Source organism: Muriicola jejuensis (genome assembly GCF_010671595.1).
Lineage (GTDB): Bacteria > Bacteroidota > Bacteroidia > Flavobacteriales > Flavobacteriaceae > Muriicola > Muriicola jejuensis.
Genome location: NZ_JAABOP010000001.1, coordinates 236,492 through 255,839 on the forward strand (window position 1 = coordinate 236,492; position 19,348 = coordinate 255,839).

18 protein-coding genes and 1 tRNA gene are annotated in these 19,348 nt (G+C 49.8%); 9 read left to right on the plus strand and 10 right to left on the minus strand.

The genetic code is table 11. From position 1 onward, the window contains the following. Genes GWK09_RS01065 through GWK09_RS01075 form a run of 3 tightly spaced genes read right to left on the minus strand, consistent with a single transcriptional unit; the run spans position 1 to position 5,126 of the window. Positions 1-2,952, minus strand: a complete 2,952-nt coding sequence (locus tag GWK09_RS01065) for a PEP/pyruvate-binding domain-containing protein (RefSeq protein WP_163691174.1) — start codon at positions 2,950-2,952, stop codon at positions 1-3. Between the two features lie 24 nt (positions 2,953-2,976). Beyond that, positions 2,977-4,053 carry a DUF1611 domain-containing protein gene (locus GWK09_RS01070; protein ID WP_163691175.1) on the minus strand — a complete coding sequence of 359 codons (1,077 nt, stop codon included), beginning with the start codon at positions 4,051-4,053 and terminating at the stop codon, positions 2,977-2,979. 11 nt (positions 4,054-4,064) lie between these two features. Beyond that, entirely contained in the window at positions 4,065-5,126 is a 1,062-nt protein-coding gene (locus tag GWK09_RS01075) for a pyridoxal-phosphate dependent enzyme (RefSeq protein WP_163691176.1), read from the minus strand. Between the two features lie 248 nt (positions 5,127-5,374). On the opposite strand from GWK09_RS01075, the gene cls reads away from it, so the two are divergent. After that, positions 5,375-6,781 carry a cardiolipin synthase gene (gene cls, locus GWK09_RS01080; protein ID WP_163691177.1) on the plus strand — a complete coding sequence of 469 codons (1,407 nt, stop codon included), beginning with the start codon at positions 5,375-5,377 and terminating at the stop codon, positions 6,779-6,781. A gap of 5 nt (positions 6,782-6,786) precedes the next feature. Here cls and GWK09_RS01085 read toward each other — a convergent pair whose 3' ends face one another. The 6 genes from GWK09_RS01085 to GWK09_RS01110 all read right to left on the minus strand — a co-directional run bounded on the left by GWK09_RS01085 (position 6,787) and on the right by GWK09_RS01110 (position 12,043). Next, entirely contained in the window at positions 6,787-7,434 is a 648-nt protein-coding gene (locus tag GWK09_RS01085) for a hypothetical protein (protein WP_163691178.1), read from the minus strand. 168 nt (positions 7,435-7,602) lie between these two features. Then, complete coding sequence (locus GWK09_RS01090; RefSeq protein ID WP_163691179.1) at positions 7,603-8,025, minus strand: hypothetical protein; 423 nt, start codon at positions 8,023-8,025, stop codon at positions 7,603-7,605. A 61-nt stretch (positions 8,026-8,086) separates the two neighbouring features. Next, positions 8,087-9,448, minus strand: a complete 1,362-nt coding sequence (locus GWK09_RS01095) for an MBL fold metallo-hydrolase RNA specificity domain-containing protein (protein ID WP_163691180.1) — start codon at positions 9,446-9,448, stop codon at positions 8,087-8,089. A 15-nt stretch (positions 9,449-9,463) separates the two neighbouring features. After that, positions 9,464-10,303 (minus strand): ATP cone domain-containing protein, encoded by an 840-nt coding sequence (locus tag GWK09_RS01100; protein WP_163691181.1) that lies wholly within the window; start codon positions 10,301-10,303, stop codon positions 9,464-9,466. 30 nt (positions 10,304-10,333) lie between these two features. Further along, entirely contained in the window at positions 10,334-11,179 is an 846-nt protein-coding gene (locus GWK09_RS01105) for a universal stress protein (RefSeq protein ID WP_163691182.1), read from the minus strand. Between the two features lie 18 nt (positions 11,180-11,197). Further along, positions 11,198-12,043, minus strand: a complete 846-nt coding sequence (locus GWK09_RS01110; RefSeq protein ID WP_163691183.1) for a universal stress protein — start codon at positions 12,041-12,043, stop codon at positions 11,198-11,200. 117 nt (positions 12,044-12,160) lie between these two features. Here GWK09_RS01110 and trxA point away from each other — a divergent pair, with 117 nt between their 5' ends. Further along, positions 12,161-12,460, plus strand: coding sequence for a thioredoxin (trxA, locus tag GWK09_RS01115; RefSeq protein ID WP_163691184.1), 300 nt, complete (start codon positions 12,161-12,163; stop codon positions 12,458-12,460). 64 nt (positions 12,461-12,524) lie between these two features. Here trxA and GWK09_RS01120 read toward each other — a convergent pair whose 3' ends face one another. Further along, positions 12,525-12,824 carry an HPF/RaiA family ribosome-associated protein gene (locus tag GWK09_RS01120; RefSeq protein ID WP_163691185.1) on the minus strand — a complete coding sequence of 100 codons (300 nt, stop codon included), beginning with the start codon at positions 12,822-12,824 and terminating at the stop codon, positions 12,525-12,527. A gap of 252 nt (positions 12,825-13,076) precedes the next feature. Between GWK09_RS01120 and GWK09_RS01125 the strand changes: the two genes are divergently transcribed. From GWK09_RS01125 to GWK09_RS01155, 7 genes are all read left to right on the plus strand, one after another. Further along, positions 13,077-14,186 (plus strand): efflux RND transporter periplasmic adaptor subunit, encoded by a 1,110-nt coding sequence (locus GWK09_RS01125; RefSeq protein WP_163691186.1) that lies wholly within the window; start codon positions 13,077-13,079, stop codon positions 14,184-14,186. Beyond that, positions 14,183-15,445: an ABC transporter permease gene (locus tag GWK09_RS01130; protein ID WP_163691187.1), complete on the plus strand. Its 1,263-nt coding sequence runs from the start codon at positions 14,183-14,185 to the stop codon at positions 15,443-15,445. Before GWK09_RS01125 ends, GWK09_RS01130 begins: the two co-directional genes overlap by 4 nt. Before the next feature lie 9 nt (positions 15,446-15,454). Continuing rightward, positions 15,455-16,132 (plus strand): ABC transporter ATP-binding protein, encoded by a 678-nt coding sequence (locus GWK09_RS01135; RefSeq protein WP_163692463.1) that lies wholly within the window; start codon positions 15,455-15,457, stop codon positions 16,130-16,132. 81 nt (positions 16,133-16,213) lie between these two features. Further along, on the plus strand, positions 16,214-16,663 hold the full coding sequence (locus GWK09_RS01140) for a hypothetical protein (protein ID WP_163691188.1): 450 nt from the start codon (positions 16,214-16,216) through the stop codon (positions 16,661-16,663). Between the two features lie 26 nt (positions 16,664-16,689). Continuing rightward, a complete protein-coding gene (locus tag GWK09_RS01145) occupies positions 16,690-17,772 on the plus strand; it encodes a DUF6544 family protein (protein ID WP_163691189.1) in 1,083 nt (360 codons plus the stop codon). Between the two features lie 93 nt (positions 17,773-17,865). Further along, positions 17,866-17,949 (plus strand) — tRNA-Leu (locus tag GWK09_RS01150). A gap of 111 nt (positions 17,950-18,060) precedes the next feature. Continuing rightward, the gene (locus tag GWK09_RS01155) at positions 18,061-19,311 is read left to right on the plus strand and encodes an NAD(P)/FAD-dependent oxidoreductase (RefSeq protein ID WP_163691190.1); all 1,251 of its coding nucleotides are present in this window, start codon (positions 18,061-18,063) and stop codon (positions 19,309-19,311) included. Positions 19,312-19,348 lie beyond the last annotated feature (37 nt).

Here is a 19,348-nt window from a genome sequence, read left to right on the forward strand (position 1 = left end):
CTAGCGTTTTGTTGAAAGTTGAATGACCTTATCCTTGCGGATCTTAGGGGTGATTGACTCCAGGTAGGTCGACCCCAGGGCCCTTTTGTTCTCGACGAAGGGTCGGATCTGGAAGAGCCAGAGTTTGTCTTCTTTGAATCCCAGTTCTACATCGTAGGCGCCCCGGTAATCACTTTTTGTTTCCCTGGGGAGGATTTCGCGAAGACTGGATGCCAGCTTCCTGATGTCTGCTTTGTTGCTGGTATTCAGAATAGGTTCTTCAAAAGTGGCAATCTGCCGGTCTGTACCACCGGTCTCTGGGAGCCTGTTGTAATACAACTCCCTGGCGGGGGCCAGAAGCAGGTCGGATTGATCCGTCACCAGTCGAGTTTCCGCCGCCTGACCGTCTACAGCACCTCCGGCACCCCTGCTAAAGGCCACGGTAAGGTCCTTTTCCGTACCTGTATTGATCCCTTTAGTGATCATCACCCCGGAATAATCCACGTCCACACTGGGGATGACCAGGATGGAGGGGAATACATTCTCTGGATTCAGCAGGTATTTCTGACGCCATTTGAAGCTGCGCTCCGTATAGGGGGAAGCCCACACATCCTTGATCCCTTTCAGGATCTTCTCACGATCTAACGTATTGAAGATGGTCAGGTTCAATCCTGCACCTGTAAAATCCTTCAGATCTTCCATGTTGGTATCGCTCCTGAGAAAGACAGGGATCTCGCCCAATTCAGCACCAAGAACGGAGGAGAAGCTCGTTTCCAGATCCCTGACAAATTTCGGATCCAGGGTCATGGACTGTATGGCAGCCCTGAGTATTTTCAGCCTTTCGAGCTGGAACTCTTCTACCAGCGATTCGCTTTTTCCATCCTTCCTCATCGCTTCGGCCTCCCGGAAAACGGCATTGAGATAATCCCAGTAACTTCCAGAGGTCTCTGGCATAGGGCGGTCCATATGCATCTTGAAGATCCCGAAGGGAATTACCAGCCCTTCCACCACCTCGTCCGGGAACATTTTTTTAAGCTGACCCAGATTTGCGGCCTTGGGACCGCATAATTTTCCGGAATTGGAGGCGTCTACGGACCTCATGTTGAGGACCTCCCGCACATCGAGTCGGATTTCTTCCACTGGAACCGCTATTTTTTCTTCCTTCCGCGCCTTCACCGCGAACAGGGCCTTTTCCTCCGCAGTCATCTGGCCGGCCGGTTTGAGGATCACATTTCCTTTATTGGAGACCGCGTAGAAGACCTGTGAACCATTGTACTTCCTGAGTCCTTCAAGGTTGGTATCGGAAAGGGCCGCATTGGGGATCCCCAGGTTCCTGGCGAGCAATTGCACGTGGGAAACCAAATTTCCTTCTGCGACCGTAGCTATACCTGCTACAGGTTTAAGATCGGAGGGGGGTCTCTGAAAGACGTAGATCTTATCCGAAGAAACCTCTAACTCCTCAGTCAACCCTTCAACCACTACCAATTCACCCATCGCATACCCCGGGTTGAGCCCCCTTACGGAACTCTGGTTCTGCAGGTCCATGACCTTGTTGACCAGGTTGGATTCCCTGGCTATGTAATCTCCCAGCTCCCCAACAGCCCTGCCCAGTTGAAGGACCAGGGACCCCCTGATCCTGTCGTCGATAAAACCGTGTGCCAGGGGTTCAAAACCCGCGTATAGTTCCGTTACTTCCTCAAAATGGGCCTTGAACATGCTGGTACTCCACTCCACCGCACTTCTGGAACGTTCCAGGACAAAGGTGAGTTCCTCCAGGGTCTGAGAGGCTCTGTCAAAGGATGACAGCTCAGGGACCAGTTGCTCCCATTCCCATATTTCCATGTACCCGGAAGCAGCGGAGGCCAGGCCCAAGTGGCAGATCTTTTTCAGCTGTTCTCGAAGATCTCCGGGATTCCAGTCCGATTCGTATCTAAAGATCACTTCTTCCAGTTTGAGAGAGATCTCCAGCATGAGCAAACGGTCAGATGAAGAGACTTCATCAAGCAGACCCTGTCTGATCTCCCACATGAATTCAGCACTTCCCTGTATCAAGGTCGAAGCTTCCGAGGTCCTTTTATGTGCTTCTATAAAGGACGAAAGTGAAGATTTAAGACCTTTGTCCTTCAGTTTACCGAGATATCCGGAAAGGGAGTTGATATCAAAAGGGCGGTGAAATTCCTTCATTACACCGATCAGGGCATTGAATTGCTCAATCAGATCAGGGTTAAGGCCATTCCTGTTCTGAGACAAAAAACGCTCCACTTCCGTGATGTCTGACCTTTTGGGACTACTGTGTATCTTGACCCTGAGATCCATAAAAGACGGAAGGAGATCAGAGATCACCTTGGACCTGCTTCGCATTTCCAGCCCCAGGTTCTCATCCTCGGCATAGGGTATATCTTTCATGGTATTCCTGATCAGGAAGAAGTACTTCCTAAGGTTTTCCTCTTTGGAGAGCACATCCCGGTAAAAGGACATCCCCCAGGCAGCTTCGTCCTCTGCCTGAACAGACCCCCGGTAATACTGCCCTTTTCGGTTGATCCACCCGTCGTCCACGGTCCTAAGATACTGGTCTATCTGATACTGCTTCAATCTCGAGAAGTTTCCTTTCGGGTCCCAGAATTCAACGGGACTGTGATACGCCAGGATCTGTCCGAAGTAGATCCCGTTCTTCTTTGAGATATCTTCCAGGACATCCTTGTACCTCGCGTGCTGTACGCCCGGGCCGATATTATCCGGACAGGGATCCTTGGGAGCCCTGATACTTCCATCCGTGCAAAACCAGCGGATGTCCTTGTAGGGACCCCGTATGTCCTTTTTAAATTCCTGCACCTTCGCTGCCAAATCTTCCCGGGAGTAGGGCTGTGCCCAAAGTGTATTCAGGGATGTCAACAGGCCAAATACGAAAAAGGTGAAAAGGAAATGCCAGGAGTGAGTAGCAGTTGGAATGGATTTGGAAGATCTTTTATTCATGACAGGCATACAGGGATTTGTCCCTTACTTTTTAAGGTTATTTTTAACCAGATCTACCAGTCTCTCCGAGCCAAATTCCAGTACGTCGAAGGCAGGAATGCCTGTTTCATCCGTAATGGCCTTGCAGGCCGGTGCAATCTCCTCCTTCTTCATATTCTCGTGGTTTACCGTAATGGCGATGACCTTTTTTCCGGAGATCACTTCCAGGGCGTGGATCTGTTCCGGCAGGGAATGCAGGCGATATCCGGGAAACCCATCGTATTCGTGTCGCATTGGAGCGTGCTGCAGGATGATGTAGTCGGGTCTGCCTGCAGCCAGAATCTCAAACCCCCCGGGGTAGGCCGGATTCATTAGACTCCCCTGCCCTTCGATCACGATCACATCCGGGTTTTCATGCTTCCAGGCGCTGACCACCGCGTGTTCTATCTCACCACTAACAAAATCGTTTATACAACTGTCCATCACCATGCTGTACTTGGCCCCCTGCATCCAGGCGGTCTGACCGGTCCCGACCATTTCCGCCTTCAATCCGGCCTTCCTCAAACCGTGTACCAATATCCATGCCGTTGTACGTTTCCCTATGGCCGAATCCGTACCCAGGATGGCGAGTTTCAGACAATCCACTTTTTCGATTTCCCCGGTAAAAAAATGGAGTTTATCGCGATCCGGGGTCTTTCGGATGTCCCTGATCCTGCATCCCTTTTTCCGCGCCAAATCCACCAGGTTGGTGTCATTCGTCAGGAAATCGTGCAAGCCGCTGTCCACATTCCAACCCAATTCCATGGCTGCAGCAATGGTCTTTCGGGCCTCGGCAGGAAGTCGGCCTCCATCCGGGGCCAGACCAATCACAAGGCTTTCCGGCATCAAAGGCTTACCGGTATAATACTTTACGGCAGATAGCAGATCCTCAAAAATGGGAATGCCATTCGCTTTGCCGTCCAGCACCTCCCCTGCATCCTTCCCTGCGTAACGGCTGTCAATAACACCCACTACATTATATCGCTCCGTAAACCTGACCAGGCCATGAGCTGTCTTACCGTTCGGGGTATTAAAGGCCCCTTCACAGTAGACCAGGGCATTTCCATCTATTGATTTCTTCATGTTCTTTAAAGTTAGTTCTTTGCGGTCAGAATGGCAACATAACGGTCCGGTTCCATAGGCTCCGTCTCGTGTATTTCCAGGAGGGCGATGAGACCGGCTGTGGAAGCAGGCAGTATGCGGAATCCTTCCTTTTTATGCAGCAGACTGGCCATATCTTTCAATTTGCGGTCACTTATGTTAAAGGCAGCTCCCCCGGATTCCCTGAGGGCGTAGAGCGCCTCCTCCCCGTCAAAACTGTGCCAGTTGATCAAAGGCTCATTGAATTTGGTTTCCCGGATCTTCTCCGGATTCAGGTCCCGGCAATAATCCAGGCCTTTCTTAAAGGACTGCACGATAGGGTTTTTGTGAGAGGAAGAGGCTGCGATCATTTTCGGTATCCTCGAGGTTTTCCCCCTTTTATAAAGGCTTACAAACCCGCGGTATATCCCGGCCAGGAGTGTGCCGTTAGAAACTGGGACCGCGCAGTATTTTGGGGCATCACCCAGGTCCTCGAAGATCTCATAGGCGATCTGGGCATAGGCCGTTATCTGGAGGGGCGTATTGGCCCCGCCCGGATTTGCATCGTACCATTCATTTTCGACTGCCAGGGCACTGCTTCTGGAGACCACATCCTCATAACTGCCGGGCAGTCTGATGATCTCGGCCCTGAGAGAGCGCATCTCCTCCACCCTTTCCGTGTGATAGGATTCAGGGATATAGATCTTGCAATGGATGCCCGCCAGATTGGCGGCTAGAGCCACAGCCACCCCGTAATTTCCACAGGTCGCCAGGCTTACCACGTCAAAATCCCGTCTTAATGCATCATAGACCTGTGCGAATGCGATTCGGTCTTTTTGGGTCCCCGTGGGGTTATCCCCTTCGTATTTGATATAGAGTTGCCTGATGTTGAACTCTCGTTCAAGGGCTTTGGCCCGGTTCAGGGCTGTGTCTCCCACTTCAAGGTTGAGGATGTCCTCAAAGCTTTCCAGGCGGTCCGTTATAGACTTGCTGCGGTCGATCACGAATTCACTGAGCTTCCGCGTTTCTGAGGATACCTTGTTCTCAGCGGTCTTTACGCCATCGCGTATATTCATAGGATAAAAAATTCACATTCATAGTATACTAAAATGATCGCATTTGATAAAGCAATATTAGTATTTATTTTGATGGTGGGTCACAGAATCTGTAAGCCCTGAATACTCGTGGTTTTCAGGAATCCGGATCATTCGAGGGCCGATTTCAAAATGGCCTAGTACACAATGTACCCCTGCAGGACTCATTTGTCGATAATCTGTCTTATTTTTAAACCTGTTGAACCAACCTAATCCCCTGCAACAGGAGTATGCTTGAAATCGCATTGATCATCCTCTACATCCTTATCGCACTTTCGCTGGTGATCGGGTTGCTGATCAACGGGGTAAAACCTTCCAAGACCCTGGCCTGGCTTCTGGCCATCTTTACCATCCCGGTCGGGGGCATTCTGTTGTACATCATGCTGGGCAGAAACCGCAGAAAGAAAAAGCTCTCCCAAATGCGGGAAGGGATTCTGGAGGTCCCGTCCTATTCCATGGATCCGGCCCTGGAGCAAATGCATCGCAAATACAGGAAACTGATGACGCTCGTTGAATCAGCGAGCCATTATCCCCCTACGGACGATAACGTAGTTACCCTGCTCGAAGATGGGAAGCAGGCCTTCCACAACATCTTCCAGGCCCTGGAAGATGCCGAAGATTACATCTATCTGCAGTACTACATTTTTGAGGAAGGCGAACTGACCGACAAACTGCTCTCTCTTTTTGAAAAGAAAAAGAAGAAGGGGGTGGATATCAAGCTGATCTATGACGGCATCGGCAGCTATTCCCTCAGCAGTTCGTACATCAAGCGCCTTAAGTCTATGGGGGTGGAGGTTTTTCCCTTTCTGCCTTTCCGCTTTGGCCGTTTCCTGGCCTCCCTCAATTACCGGAACCACCGGAAGATCATCGTGGTAGACGGGCAAGTGGCTTTTACGGGGGGCATTAATATCTCGGACCGGTATTTTAAGGGCGATCCCAACCTGGGAAGGTGGCACGATATGCACCTCGCCATCAAGGGACCTGCCGTGGCTCATATGGAGCACGTCTTCATATCCGACTGGTTCATGGTCTCCGAACAAAAGATCGAGATGAGGTGTAGCCCTGATTCTGCCCGTAAATGGGAAGAGGACACCCTGGTACAGATCGTTCCCAGCGGTCCGGATGATGTCTTTCCCACCATCGAACAGTCCTATCTATCCATCATCAACGAGGCTAGTGAATACCTCTACATTACCAATCCGTATATCATTCCCAGCGCAGAGATCATCAAGGCCCTGCAGATCGCTTGCCTAAGCGGCGTGGATGTGCGATTACTCGTTTCCGAGAAAAGCGATTCCAAGCTGGTAGACTGGACGGTCATGTCTTATTTCGAGGATTTCTTAAAAGCCGGGATACGCATCTATCAGTTTCCCCACGGATTTCTGCATTCCAAGATCATTGTGAGTGATGATGAGGTAGCCACGGTTGGCACCGCGAACATAGATGTGCGGAGCTTTGAGCACAACTACGAGGTAAACGCCCTGATCTATGACAAAACGGTCGCCAAAAAACTGAAAAAGAACTTCATTATGGATTGTGCGGAGAGCCAGGAGGTACAGCGGGATGATATCCTTGACAGGCCGGAATTTCAAAAACTAAAAGAAGGCCTGGCCCGTGTTTTTGCTCCTCTTTTATAAAAATATTAAGGTTGTGATCGGTCCCCACTCCGAAAGATGAGTTCTTCTGCTTCCATGGCTGAGACCACGAGGTCTATGTATTCATCCATGGTCTGTTCGGCCTCAATGGGATCTGGGACCTCAAGGACACCCCTCCAGATCAGTTCCCTTTCCTTGCCCACACATATACAGTAAAGGGACGTTTCCACGATATAGACCGTAAACTTATCGTAGTACGCGTCGTCGTAATAAATGTTCTGATGGCTCAGGTAATCATCCTTGAACCTGCCGTTGCCACGTTCCAGGTCCGACAGCTTTCTGGCCAGGGTCTGCCGGGTCTCTGAACCCAATATCTTGGTAAAGAGGATGGCATCGAAGTCTTTGTCGAGCAGGCTTTGTTCCACATCGTCGAGCTCCGCCTCGGATCTCGCGCTGAGTGTAAAATTGACGTCGAAGAGATCTATGCTTCCCATGGCCTCTACTCCCTGTTGTTCGAATCTAGCCACCATCCTGGTCTCAAACTCCTGGCGCGCCTCTGGATTGGGTGTCATCCCCACGACCAGTACTTTACTCGCATCAAAGAGTACGATGTCCGGATTCTTCCAGGAACTGACCAATTCCGCATCGGAACAACCCAGAAGAAGTAGGAAGAGGAAACCTGCTATTCTTTTCATGGTCCTTGCTTATGGGTTAATATTTCATTTAACCGACTCAGCGGGTCTCTAGACCATTCACCTCAAAGGATTTCTAGCTAGAGTACTCACCAATAATCGGAAACTCATCAGTAGATAAGGTATCACCCATATACCTGAATTCCTATGACAAATGTCATGACGGAGATCCTAGCGGTCCTTATTGTGGCGTTTCTTGAGGATGGTCTGCCCATATCGGAACATTTCCTTCTTTAAATTGAGAAATTCAGCAGTGCATTGTTCCATATCCTCTTTAAGGTACATATGCTTGTCCTTGTAAGCGGCATCGAGTGTGTGATTATGGAGGTCCAACAAGCCGCTGAGCTGGTTTTCGTGTTCCAAGACCTGTTTTTTCAATGCCTTGCATTTCTTTTCTGCCTTGCTCAGATTTTTCTGATGACTCTGTAAGTCTTCGAACAGAGCCGGAGTGTCCGGTTCAAATACATAGGAATTCAGCAACTTGATGAAAAAGTTGATCTCATCTTGTGAGAATTCTAGTTGGGAGATCCAATTTCTGGATTCCCTGTGCAGGGTATCCAGGTTCATTGTGCTGTTTACGACTTCTTTTTTCATAGGTTCACGTATTACTTTTTATTCTGCATCAATTATTAGGATCGTCTTTTATACGACCCGTCTAAACCAGGGAGACGGTTTCCTCAAGAGAGGGAAGGATCACAGACCAGCCATACTCTTCTTCGATCCCCGCCTTAAGTCCTTCCATGGCTGCTTGTTCTCCATGGATGAGAAATACCTTTTCCGGGATATTCCTGATATTGCCTAACCAGGTCAGAAGTTCGTTCCGGTCAGCATGGGCAGACAGGCTTTCGAGATGGACCACCCGGGCCTCCACATCGTACTCTTTCCCAAAGATCCGTATCCTCCCCTCCCCGTCAAGGAGCTTCCTGCCTCTTGTCCCTTCAGCCTGGTAACCCACCAGAAGGATGGTGGTGTTCTTTTTTTCCAGGGTCCTGGTCAGATAGGTCAGGATCCTGCCACCACTGAGCATTCCGCTCCCGGCCACCACGATCTTCGGCCTGGGGTCATCGATGGTCTTCCAGGTATCCCGATAGCTGCTAACCAGGGTCATATGCCTGCACATCGCCTTTAAGTCGGCGTCCGGAATCCTGTGCCAGGCTTTATACTCCCGGAAGACAGAGAGCACATCTGTACCCATCGGACTATCGATAAAGATCGGTATCCCCGGGATGCGGTTCTTTTGATATAACCTCCACAGGATCAACATCAGCATTTGCAGCCTCTCTACCGCAAAGGACGGGATCAGCAGGGTGCCCCTTTCCCTGATCGTTTCCTGGGCGAGGGTGATGAGCGTATTTTCAACATCTTCCTCCGGGTGTGTCCGGTCTCCATAGGTACTCTCCATAAAGAGATAATCGGCCCATTTGGGATATTCTGGATCTCTCAGCAAGAGGTCATCCGGCCTGCCGATATCCCCGGAGAACACATACTGCTTCCCTCCTATTTTTAAGATCAGGTAGGTCGCCCCCAGGATATGCCCGTTGTAGGTCCACTTTACCGCGACATCGTCATGGAGCTCCTGCCACTCGTCAAGGGGAACCGAATCAAATCGTTCCATGACAGCCTCTGCTTCTTCCAGGGTATAGAATGGAAGGGCAGGATGGTGCTTGGAATATCCTTCCTTATTCGCCTTTTCCGCTTCTTCTTCGTGTATTTTGGCACTGTCCCTGAGGATGATCCTGGTGATGGCAAGGGTGGGGGCCGTCCCGAGTACCCTGCCTTTAAAACCCTGTTTGAGCATTCGCGGCAGGTAGCCCACATGGTCGAGGTGCCCGTGGGTCAGCAGGATATAGCTCACGGCCGGGACGTCTACGGACAGGGGCCTCCAATTCTGCTCTCTGAGTTCTTTGAGTCCCTGGAACATTCCGCAGTCTACCATGACGGCAAAATCCCCTACGGATACGTGGAATTTGGATCCCGTCACGGTCCGGGCAGCTCCCAAAAATCGAATATGTACCATGGCCTTTTTTACTTATCACAATCGGCACAGGTCCCCGATCTCTTTTAAGATCCTCGCCTTGCGGTTTTCCGAAACACCCAAATGGTCGAGGTAAAACGTATCCCTGATCAGTTGCCTGCAAAGCACGATATCCCGGCTGAGCAGGAACTGTTTTTCGCGTCCTGAGAGGAGGGTAGACACCGTGATAGGGTAAAGGGCGAGTCGGTCTATCCTGTTCCTCAGGCCGTCCCCCTCGGGAAAATCCCAGCTCAGCAGATATAGACCCGCACATTTCCCATACGCCACTGCCTCCTGGGTAAACCTCGTATTGGTGACCACCCATCCCTCATCCGGTCTGATGAATCCGGCTTTGTCACCATTATCCGCAGCCTGTACGTCCTTGAATCTTGAGTGTATATACAGGGGTACCTTTACGTTGCAATTCCTCCCTTCCTCCCCGTGAAACTTGCACTCGATCAAAAAGGTCTTTCCGTTCTTACTGGCCAGAACGTCGATCTCATGAGAGATACAACCCCCGCTCACCACCTGCCCCACTCGGGTCTTATACCCCGAGTATTGCAAAAGGGTGCTTATGAATTTCTCAAATGGAAAGCCGGTCGGCCCCAATTCATAAATGGCCTTTTTCAATTTGTATTTCGAGGCATAAATCGGCCGTTTACGTCTGAGCATGGCATAGGCACGGTTGTAGATCTCCTCGGTGCTGATCCCTGGAAAGAGTTCTTCCTCTACCTTTTGAAGGATCTGGTCTACCGTCGTTTCATCCGCCCCGCTGGTCCGAAGGGAATCGGCCAGCCTTATAGAGGAAAAGGGGACACTTTCCCCCGAAGATTTTACGATATGGATGCGTTTTTCCATAAACCTCGGTATACGTCGGTCGGTGTACGACTATTCATTGGGATGGGGCAGCACCAGGAAGGGTATGGTGATATGGAAGCCTATTTTCTTAATGACAGGCTCTATGAACAACCGTTCCAGAAAGGTGTGCTTATTTTGTACCATGGCCAAAAGATCGACTTTTTTGCTGGCCTTGAAACCATTGATCCCATCGATGATCTCCTGGCTGGGCAGGTCGTGAAATTCGTGCCTGAGCTTAGAGAACATCCCGGAGAGTCCGCTTTTATTTCGCTCCTGTTGTTCGTTCAGTTCGTATCCGGTAGACACATGGAGCACATGAATGGCCGCGGTATGCATGGCAGCTATCTCCATCAAAACTGACAAGCGGGTGTGCTGGTAATCCACCTCAAAGTCCGTCGGGAACAGGATGGCCTTGGGTTTTTCGTATGTATATCCGGCAGGGATCGCCAAGACAGGACAGGGTGCTTTTTTGATAACGTGTACTGTATGTGATCCCAGAAAGATCTCTTTGGCCCCGGTGGCACCCTGGGTGCCCATGATGATCATATCCACTTTTTCCCTTACGGCCAGGTCGCAGACCTCATCCACAAGCAGATTGAAGACGGAATGCACGATGAAGGTGTGTTTGGGATTCTTGAATTTCTTCTCCAGCTTTTTTTTGAGGTCTTCCAGGTTTTCCATGGAAAGGGACTGGTAAATATCTCCGAGTCCGATCTGTCCGGGACTGTGAAGGATGTACTCGGATTCATAGATGGCCGGGGTATAGGTGTTCAGCAGGTAGAACCTGCATGGCTCGTTCTTAAAGAGTTCCATCGCATAGGTGATGGCGTTGTAGGCGTTCTTTGAAAAATCGGTGGGAAGTATGATCGTTTTCATGACCGGGGAGATTAAACGTTAACGCGAAATATTCTGCAGGACGAGGAAAGGGATCTTAATGTGCAGTCCTAGGGTATTCACCGTCGAAGGCATAAGCATGTCCTCCAGGTGGGAGTGTCTGGTATTGACCATAATAAGCATGTCGATGTTCTGATGTACGATATACTTGGTGATCGCGATGGTTTTGTCCTTTTCTTCGGTCGTTTCAAAGGTTAGATGGGCCTTTTTTAGTTCATTCTTCAAAAAATTTTTATTGTCTTCCTGTCTCAGCGACAGCTTCTTCATCGGGTCGATATACAACAGGTGGATGTTCGACCGGAAGGAACCGGTAAGTTCACAAAGGAGCTTGAGCTCTCTCCTCTTGTAAGGGATGAGGTAATTGGTCGGGAAGAGGAGTTCCCTGGGCGGGTGGTAGACATACCCTTCCGGAATGGCCATCACCGGGCACTGTACGTACTTCATCACCATTAGGGTATTGCTTCCGAAAGTGATACTTCGGTCATTGGCAGCCCCCCTTGTACCCATGACCACTATATCCGTATTCTCCCGGATCACCAGGTCGTTCACCTCGTCAATAAGGGAACCGAAGGCGGGAATGGTCCTGAAGTTGTGCTGGGGGTTGGGTGAATACTCCCTGATCTTGTGCAATAGGTCTTTCAGGGATTTCGCAGATCTTTGTTCTACCTCGTCCTTTTTTTTATTGAGCAGAGCACGGTCAGTGATATTCCCCAACTGGTAGACCTCATCGGCATAGGCATGGAGGATGAAGATCTCGCTTTGCTCGTACTTGAAGATCTCACAAGCGTATTTAAGCGCGTTGAAGGCATTTTCAGAAAAGTCCGTTGGCACTACTATCTTTCTCATAACCATCCCCTTTGTATAACTTCTTTAAAGATAGTCGATTTCCGACCCCGGAAGTATGATATTAGTCAGTTTGAAGTCTTATTTTTTTACCTAGTTTTATGGTCCTTTATCCAGGTTATGAAGAGTAATTTTAAAAAAATAGTTTCATCTGAGATACCTGTGCTGGTAGATTTCTATGCCGACTGGTGCGGGCCCTGCAAAGTGTTAGCACCCATACTCCAGCAGGTCAAAGAGGAATTGGGCGATTCTGTAAAGATCGTCAAGATCGATGTGGACAAAAATGCAGCCATTGCCGAAAGATACCAGGTTCGGGGGGTACCCACCATGATCCTGTTCAAGGAGGGTAAACTCCTCTGGCAACAATCAGGAGTACTCCAGAAGAACGACATCGTCCGGGTGTTGCGGACCTATACTTGAAGTCATCTTTACAAAGGTGCCCTGAGGCAGATCAACCTAAGGTGAACCAACCGCGGGTCTGTGTTCACCGCTTGCTGTAGACCGCCTTCCTTTTTTTAAGCTGACGCTCGAGATCCTTCAGGGTAGCAGCCGCAGCTTTTTCAAAATTATCCTCCGTGGAACTGGCAAAAATACGCGGGCCGGGAACCTCCATCTTCATCTCACAGACCTTGTTCTTACCGCTGGAGTCATTGCCGAGCTTGAAGTAGACATCGGTACTCAGTATCCAGTCGTATTTTGCGGATATTTTCTCTAATTTATGGGTGAGTAATTCATTCATCGCCTCACTGGTAGGCATGTGTAGGTATTGAATATTGACGGTCATAAATGCGGAATTAATTTACAGGTTCAAGATAGGACTTACCTCCTTGTCTTTTTATGACAATTATCAGGACCGGGGTACTTGCTATTTCTTCTGTTTTTGTTTTTACGGCCCTGTACACCTCCGAAGATATAGAATTTGTAATTTACTTAAAAATACGACAATTTTCGCCAGATCGGCCGGGCTTTGAGCTAATGTGATAATTATCATGGTCTAAGGGTGCTCTCCGGATTAATTTAGACCTAAAATCACAAGATGGGAAAACCGGTTTTAGCAAAGGTCGCCACAGGCACCCTTTTCCTTCTAGGGGTGATCTTTCATCAGGGTTGTAAGGAACAGGAAGATAGAATATACCCGGAAAAAACAGCTATCACAGAATCCGTGTATTCCTCGGTCACCGTACAGCCAGACAGCCTGTACATGGCCTATGCCTCTGTAGGCGGCATCCTCGACAGGAACCTTGTCGAAGAAGGGTCCGTGGTATCTAAAGGCGACCCCATTGCCCAGATCATCAACAGCACTCCGAATCTCAACCGGGAGAATGCCAGGCTGGCACTGGAACTTGCAGAACAAAATTACCTTGGCAACCACGCCGTTCTCAAGAGCCTGAGAGAACAGATAGAAGCTGCCGCACTGCAGTACAGCAATGATTCAGTGAATTTCGCAAGGCAGAAAAAGCTGTGGGATCAGGGAATAGGTTCCCGTGCAGAATTCGACAGCAGGAAACTGGCCTTCGAACTGTCGCACAACAACCTCAGCCTGAAAAAGAGTTCCTATGCTCAAATGAAAAACGAATTGGAAACCAGGTACAGGCAGGCTCAGAACAGTTACGAGACCTCCCGTATCGCCGCCAGGGATTTCCTCATCGAAAGCAAGATCAATGGTACTGTCTACGCTCTTTACAAGAATCCCGGGGAGATAGTGACCAGCATGGAACCCGTGGCCTCCATAGGGAGCACAACGGATTTCCTCGTAGAAATGCTCGTGGACGAGGTGGATATCGTAAAACTGAAGCCCGGTCAGAAAGCCCTCATCAGCCTGGACGCATACCCTTCGAAGGTGTTCGAGGCCCAGGTCAGCAAGATCTATCCAAAAAAAGACGAGCGCTCCCAGACTTTTAAGGTGGAAGCCCTGTTCAGGCAGCCTCCCCCTACCCTCTTTCCCGGGCTCTCAGGGGAAGGGAATATCATTATAGACCAGAGGGAAGACGCCCTGGTGATCCCTAAGGAGTACCTCCTCAACGACAGTATCGTAGAGACGGAGAAAGGACCTGTGATCGTAAGGACGGGGCTGCAGGACCTAGAAAGGATAGAGATCACTTCGGGCATCGATACCGGTACACTCTTGCTAAAACCCGAGAAATGACCAACTGGAGCGTCATACTGAATATTGCCAAGACCCATCTGCTCACCAAGATGAAATCTACGGTAACCGCCTCTCTGGGGGTCACCTTTGGCATTGGAGCCTATATAACCCTGGTGAGTTTTATGACCGGCCTCAACCAGATGCTGGACGACCTGATCCTGAACCAAACCCCCCATATCCATCTTTACAACGAAATTGAACCTTCTCCAAAACAACCGGTCAACCTTTACGGTGACCTGGAAGGAGCCTTCAATGTGGTGCATTCGGTTAAGCCCAAACAGAGTCAGCGTAAGATCCACAACGCCCTGCCCATCCTGGACTACCTCAAAAAAGACCCGAACGTAAAGGGAGCCACCCCACAGTTGAGAATACAGATCTTCTACCTTTCGGGTTCCATTGAACTCGGAGGCAACCTCACAGGGGTCGATGTCATGGAAGAGGCGCGCATTTCAAACTTCAGGGATTATATCGTCTCGGGGAGTCCGGAGGCTTTGAGAAACCTGGATAGCGGTATCTTACTCGGGGCCGGCCTGGCTAAAAAGATGTCGCTGGGTGTCGGGGACAGAGTACAGGTGAGTACCGTGACCGGAGGGATCTTTCCCTTAAAAATCGTCGGGATCTACCAAAGTGGAATCGCGGACATCGACAACATCCAGAGCTATGCCAACCTGAATACCGTACAGCGGATCAGTGGAGAGGCACAAAATTACATCACGGACATCAATGTAAAGCTCAATGCTATCAGCGAGGCCCCTGCCATGGCCCAAAGACTGGAGAAACAGTTCGGGATCAGGGCTACGGATATCAATACGGCCAATGCCCAGTTCGAAACCGGATCAGACATCCGCAACCTTATCACCTATGCCGTTTCCATTACCCTGCTGATCGTTGCCGGGTTTGGCATTTACAACATCCTGAACATGCTTATATACGAGAAGATGAACGACATCGCCATCCTGAAGGCTACGGGATTTTCAGGAAGGGATGTACAGCTCATTTTTATGAGTCAGGCCATCATTATAGGCCTTATCGGAGGATTTCTCGGCCTGCTGATCGGATTCGGTCTTTCCGTTTTTATTGACCAGCTTCCGTTCAATACGGAGGCCCTGCCCACCATCACCACCTTTCCCGTGAATATGCAATTCAGGTACTATGTGATCGGGATAGTCTTTGCCCTGCTTTCGACATTCGTGGCAGGTTATCTCCCTTCGAACAAGGCCAAAAAAATAGATCCCGTAAGGATCATTCGCGGAACATAGACCAGCATGATGAAGTACGTCCTTGAAGCGAGACATATTGATAAGCATTTTAAAAAACCGGTGGATTTTCACGTGCTGAAGGACATCAGTTTTACCGTGAGGCAGGGAGAGTTCGCCACGGTCATGGGCAAATCAGGTTCCGGAAAATCCACTCTGCTCTATATCCTCTCTACCATGGACACCGATTACACGGGGGAACTCTATTTAAACGGAGGTCTGGTCACGGGAAAGTCACATCAGATCCTCTCCAGGATCCGAAATGAGCACATCGGGTTCGTCTTTCAGTTCCACTACCTGCTCTCGGAATTCAGCGTTCTCGAAAACGTGATGTTACCGGGCAAAAAACTGGGAGCTCGCACCGAAGAGCAAATTGAAAGGGATGCCAGGGAAAAGCTGGAAATGCTCAACATAGGGTACCTCGCTGAAAAAAGGGCCTCCCGAATCTCGGGTGGGGAGAAACAACGGGTCGCAATCGCCCGAGCCCTGATCAACAATCCCACTATCCTCATGGGGGACGAGCCCACGGGAAACCTGGATAGCTACAATGCAGAAAATGTACTACAGATCTTCACACGTCTCAAGGAGGAACAGGGGCTTTCCTTATTAGTGGTTACCCACGATCTCGATTTTGCCCAAAGAACGGACCGGATCATCGAGATGGAGGACGGAAGGATCATCAAATCCTGACCCGGTTCCAAAGTATGACATAAATCATGAGATAAAAAAAGCTGCATGGATATCTTTGGGTTACATTAAAATTACATCAACATGAGCACCCCTGTCCAAACCGAGAACACTCACACGGCAAAAAAGATGAATTGGTATGAAGTGTACATCCTGGCGAATCACTGGAGGTCCGACCTGGATTTTTACCGGGAAGACATCCGCTTTCTTCAGCAGCTCATCCAAAAATACCTGATCTGGATAACCAAGAAAGAAAACTTGGACCGCGTGGCCGGAATACGGAAAAAAGGACACGAGCTTTCCCTGAGAGCGGAGAATTTGCAGGAAGCGGTAAAAAGGCACCTCTCCACGGTGGTAGATGCAATCGAAGGGAAAAAACCCGTTTCAATCGATGATTTCATCTCCCGTCATGGGCAATTGGAAAAGGAGTTTGCAGATTTTGTGACGGATTTCAGAGAAAACCGGAAGGAGGTCTTCAAGGTCACCGAATACATTATGGACAGCGAGGAACTGCAGCATATCCTGGATTCCTAGCCCGGTGACAAAACAGTACCTTTCCTATGAAAGCTGCATTAGCGATCTTGTTAGGCATTCACGGCCTAATCCACTTGTTGGGATTCCTAAAAGCGTTTGAACTAGGTCAATTTCCCTTGCTGACCGGGAATACCAGCCGTATTCAGGGATTGTTGTGGCTTCTCACGGCCATCCTGATACTCGTTGCCATGGGCCTCTTCCTTGCCAATAAGGATACGTGGCCGTGGATCGGCCTGGCCGGATTGATCCTTTCCCAGTTCCTCATTGTGATCACCTGGGCAGATGCAAAACACGGAACCTGGATCAACATCCTGCTCCTGATTTTTATTTTGGTATTTATTGGGGAAAGGAATTTCAATATCGGCATACAGGAGGAGGTACGGCAACTCTATTCCCCCCAAAGAGCAAATGCAGATCTCGCGTATATCGGGAACGAGTTGGCAACTCTCCCGGTAATTGTGCAAAATTGGATTGAAAATTCCGGGATTTCGGCCATTGGACAGATCGGGAAGGTGCACCTGAAACAAAGGGGAAGGATGCGAACAGAACCTGGTGGTTCCTGGATGCCATTCTCTGCGGAACAATGGTTCAACATACAAGAACCAGGGTTTGTGTGGAAAACAAAGGTAGAAATGATCGGCCCGGTCTTCCTGACGGGCAGGGATAAACTGATCAATGGGAAAGGAAACTTGAACATTTCCCTATTATCCCTGATCCCTTTGGTCAGTGAAGGCAATGACCCTAAACTCGACCAGGGAAGCAGGGTCCGGTATCTCGCTGAGATCTGCTGGTTCCCTTCTGCAGCGATGCAGCCCTACCTGGTATGGGAGCCCCTGGGTGCTGATCGGGCCAGGGCCACTTTCAGAGATCAGCCCGATGTGTCCGGTATCTTCCAGTTTGACGGGCAAGGACGGATCGTATCCTTCGAGGCCTTGCGTTACAAAGGATCAGGGGATGGCGCCCCCAAGGAAAAATGGGTGGTTAGGAACACCTCTTTTGCAGAATTTGACCAGGTAAACGTCCCGAACAGGTCTGAAGTGTACTGGATCACAGAAAGGGGTGAGTTTCACTGGCTGTCCCTTGAGATTATTGGAATAGAGTACAATTGACCTGTGGATCAAAAATTGAGTCATTTCCTGCCCCATTAAATTGGTGGATACAAATTAGGTTTCTATCTTTGCATTCCGAAAAATCTATTTCAGGCCCACGTGGTGAAATTGGCAGACACGCTACCTTGAGGGGGTAGTGTTCGCAAGGACGTGCTGGTTCGAGTCCAGTCGTGGGCACTTAAATCCGCTGTTCTTTACTCAGGTAAGGAATGGCGGCTTTTTTTTTGAAGAGGATCGGGTCAAATTCCTAATTTAGCGAGGTCTTAATATTCAAAGCCGGTTCAACAAATGGGAAAAAGCGTACTGATTGTCGGTGGCGGGATCGTGGGCCTCAGTTGTGCCTACTACCTGCACAAGGAAGGACATGAGGTAACTGTTATCGACAAGTCTGGAATGGACGGAGGTGCGTCCTACGTAAATGCGGGATATCTCACTCCCAGCCATATCATCCCACTGGCATCCCCAGGCATGATGGCCAAGGGTATCAAATGGATGTTCAACAGCAGCAGTCCGTTCTACATGAAACCCCGGCTGGATGACAATTTCCTCAGATGGGCCTGGGCCTTTAACCGGTCTTCGACCAGGGCCCATGTTGAAAAAGCCATTCCTCTGATCAGGGAGATCAATGTCCTAAGCAAGGATCTTTATATCCAAATGCACGGATCAGGTGAACTCGGTGACTTCCACCTGGAGAAAAAAGGTCTTCTCATGTTATACAAAACCCGGAAGGAAGGGCAACATGAAAAGGAGGTCGCCCGGAGGGCCTCTGACGAGGGTCTGGAGGTAACCGAATTGACCCGGAATGAACTCGACAGGCTGCAACCCGGATTAAGCCCGGAGATCGAAGGCGCAGTACACTATCTATGTGACGCCCATACGTCGCCGAACGAGATCATGGATCGACTTAAAATGTACCTGAGAGTGCAGGGCGTAGTGATCCTGCAGGACGAGGAAGTCATCGGGTTTACCCGCAAAAACAGACGAATAACCGGCACATTGACATCCCGGGCTACTTATACAACGGACGAGGTGGTCCTTGCAGGAGGTGCCTGGACGTCAGGGCTACTGCAAAACCTTGGGATTAAACTCCTCTTACAGGCCGGGAAAGGATACCGCATCAATGTGCCCAGACCTCTCGGGATCCATCTGCCAGCTATCCTCATGGAAGCCAAAGTAGCGGTGACCCCTATGAGAGATTTTACGCGATTTGCCGGAACCATGGAGTTTTCCGGGATCAACCACCGGATAAGAAGCGAAAGGGTGGAGGCGATCGCACGGGCAGCCCAGGCCTACTATACAGACCTGGAAATACGCGCCGATGAGAAGCAGGCAGCCAAATGCGGCCTGAGGCCCGTGAGTCCGGACGGGCTTCCCTACATCGGGAAAACCTCCCATTTGGAAAACCTCACCATCGCCACCGGGCATGCCATGATGGGTTGGAGCCTGGGGCCTGCCACAGGTAAACTGGTTTCAGAAGTGATTTCCGATCTCCCTCTGTCCATGCCGCTGGATGGATTCCATCCCGAAAGAAGATTTTAAATATGCCTTGTAATTTACACATCCCCAGTGGCCTGAA

Coding starts and splice junctions, on each gene's coding strand:
- GWK09_RS01065 (WP_163691174.1), bottom strand. CDS start 2,952: ATGAATAAAAGATCTTCCAAATCCATTCCAACTGCTACTCACTCCTGG.
- GWK09_RS01070 (WP_163691175.1), bottom strand. CDS start 4,053: ATGAAGAAATCAATAGATGGAAATGCCCTGGTCTACTGTGAAGGGGCC.
- GWK09_RS01075 (WP_163691176.1), bottom strand. CDS start 5,126: ATGAATATACGCGATGGCGTAAAGACCGCTGAGAACAAGGTATCCTCA.
- cls (WP_163691177.1), top strand. CDS start 5,375: ATGCTTGAAATCGCATTGATCATCCTCTACATCCTTATCGCACTTTCG.
- GWK09_RS01085 (WP_163691178.1), bottom strand. CDS start 7,434: ATGAAAAGAATAGCAGGTTTCCTCTTCCTACTTCTTCTGGGTTGTTCC.
- GWK09_RS01090 (WP_163691179.1), bottom strand. CDS start 8,025: ATGAAAAAAGAAGTCGTAAACAGCACAATGAACCTGGATACCCTGCAC.
- GWK09_RS01095 (WP_163691180.1), bottom strand. CDS start 9,448: ATGGTACATATTCGATTTTTGGGAGCTGCCCGGACCGTGACGGGATCC.
- GWK09_RS01100 (WP_163691181.1), bottom strand. CDS start 10,303: ATGGAAAAACGCATCCATATCGTAAAATCTTCGGGGGAAAGTGTCCCC.
- GWK09_RS01105 (WP_163691182.1), bottom strand. CDS start 11,179: ATGAAAACGATCATACTTCCCACCGATTTTTCAAAGAACGCCTACAAC.
- GWK09_RS01110 (WP_163691183.1), bottom strand. CDS start 12,043: ATGAGAAAGATAGTAGTGCCAACGGACTTTTCTGAAAATGCCTTCAAC.
- trxA (WP_163691184.1), top strand. CDS start 12,161: ATGAAGAGTAATTTTAAAAAAATAGTTTCATCTGAGATACCTGTGCTG.
- GWK09_RS01120 (WP_163691185.1), bottom strand. CDS start 12,824: ATGACCGTCAATATTCAATACCTACACATGCCTACCAGTGAGGCGATG.
- GWK09_RS01125 (WP_163691186.1), top strand. CDS start 13,077: ATGGGAAAACCGGTTTTAGCAAAGGTCGCCACAGGCACCCTTTTCCTT.
- GWK09_RS01130 (WP_163691187.1), top strand. CDS start 14,183: ATGACCAACTGGAGCGTCATACTGAATATTGCCAAGACCCATCTGCTC.
- GWK09_RS01135 (WP_163692463.1), top strand. CDS start 15,455: ATGAAGTACGTCCTTGAAGCGAGACATATTGATAAGCATTTTAAAAAA.
- GWK09_RS01140 (WP_163691188.1), top strand. CDS start 16,214: ATGAGCACCCCTGTCCAAACCGAGAACACTCACACGGCAAAAAAGATG.
- GWK09_RS01145 (WP_163691189.1), top strand. CDS start 16,690: ATGAAAGCTGCATTAGCGATCTTGTTAGGCATTCACGGCCTAATCCAC.
- GWK09_RS01155 (WP_163691190.1), top strand. CDS start 18,061: ATGGGAAAAAGCGTACTGATTGTCGGTGGCGGGATCGTGGGCCTCAGT.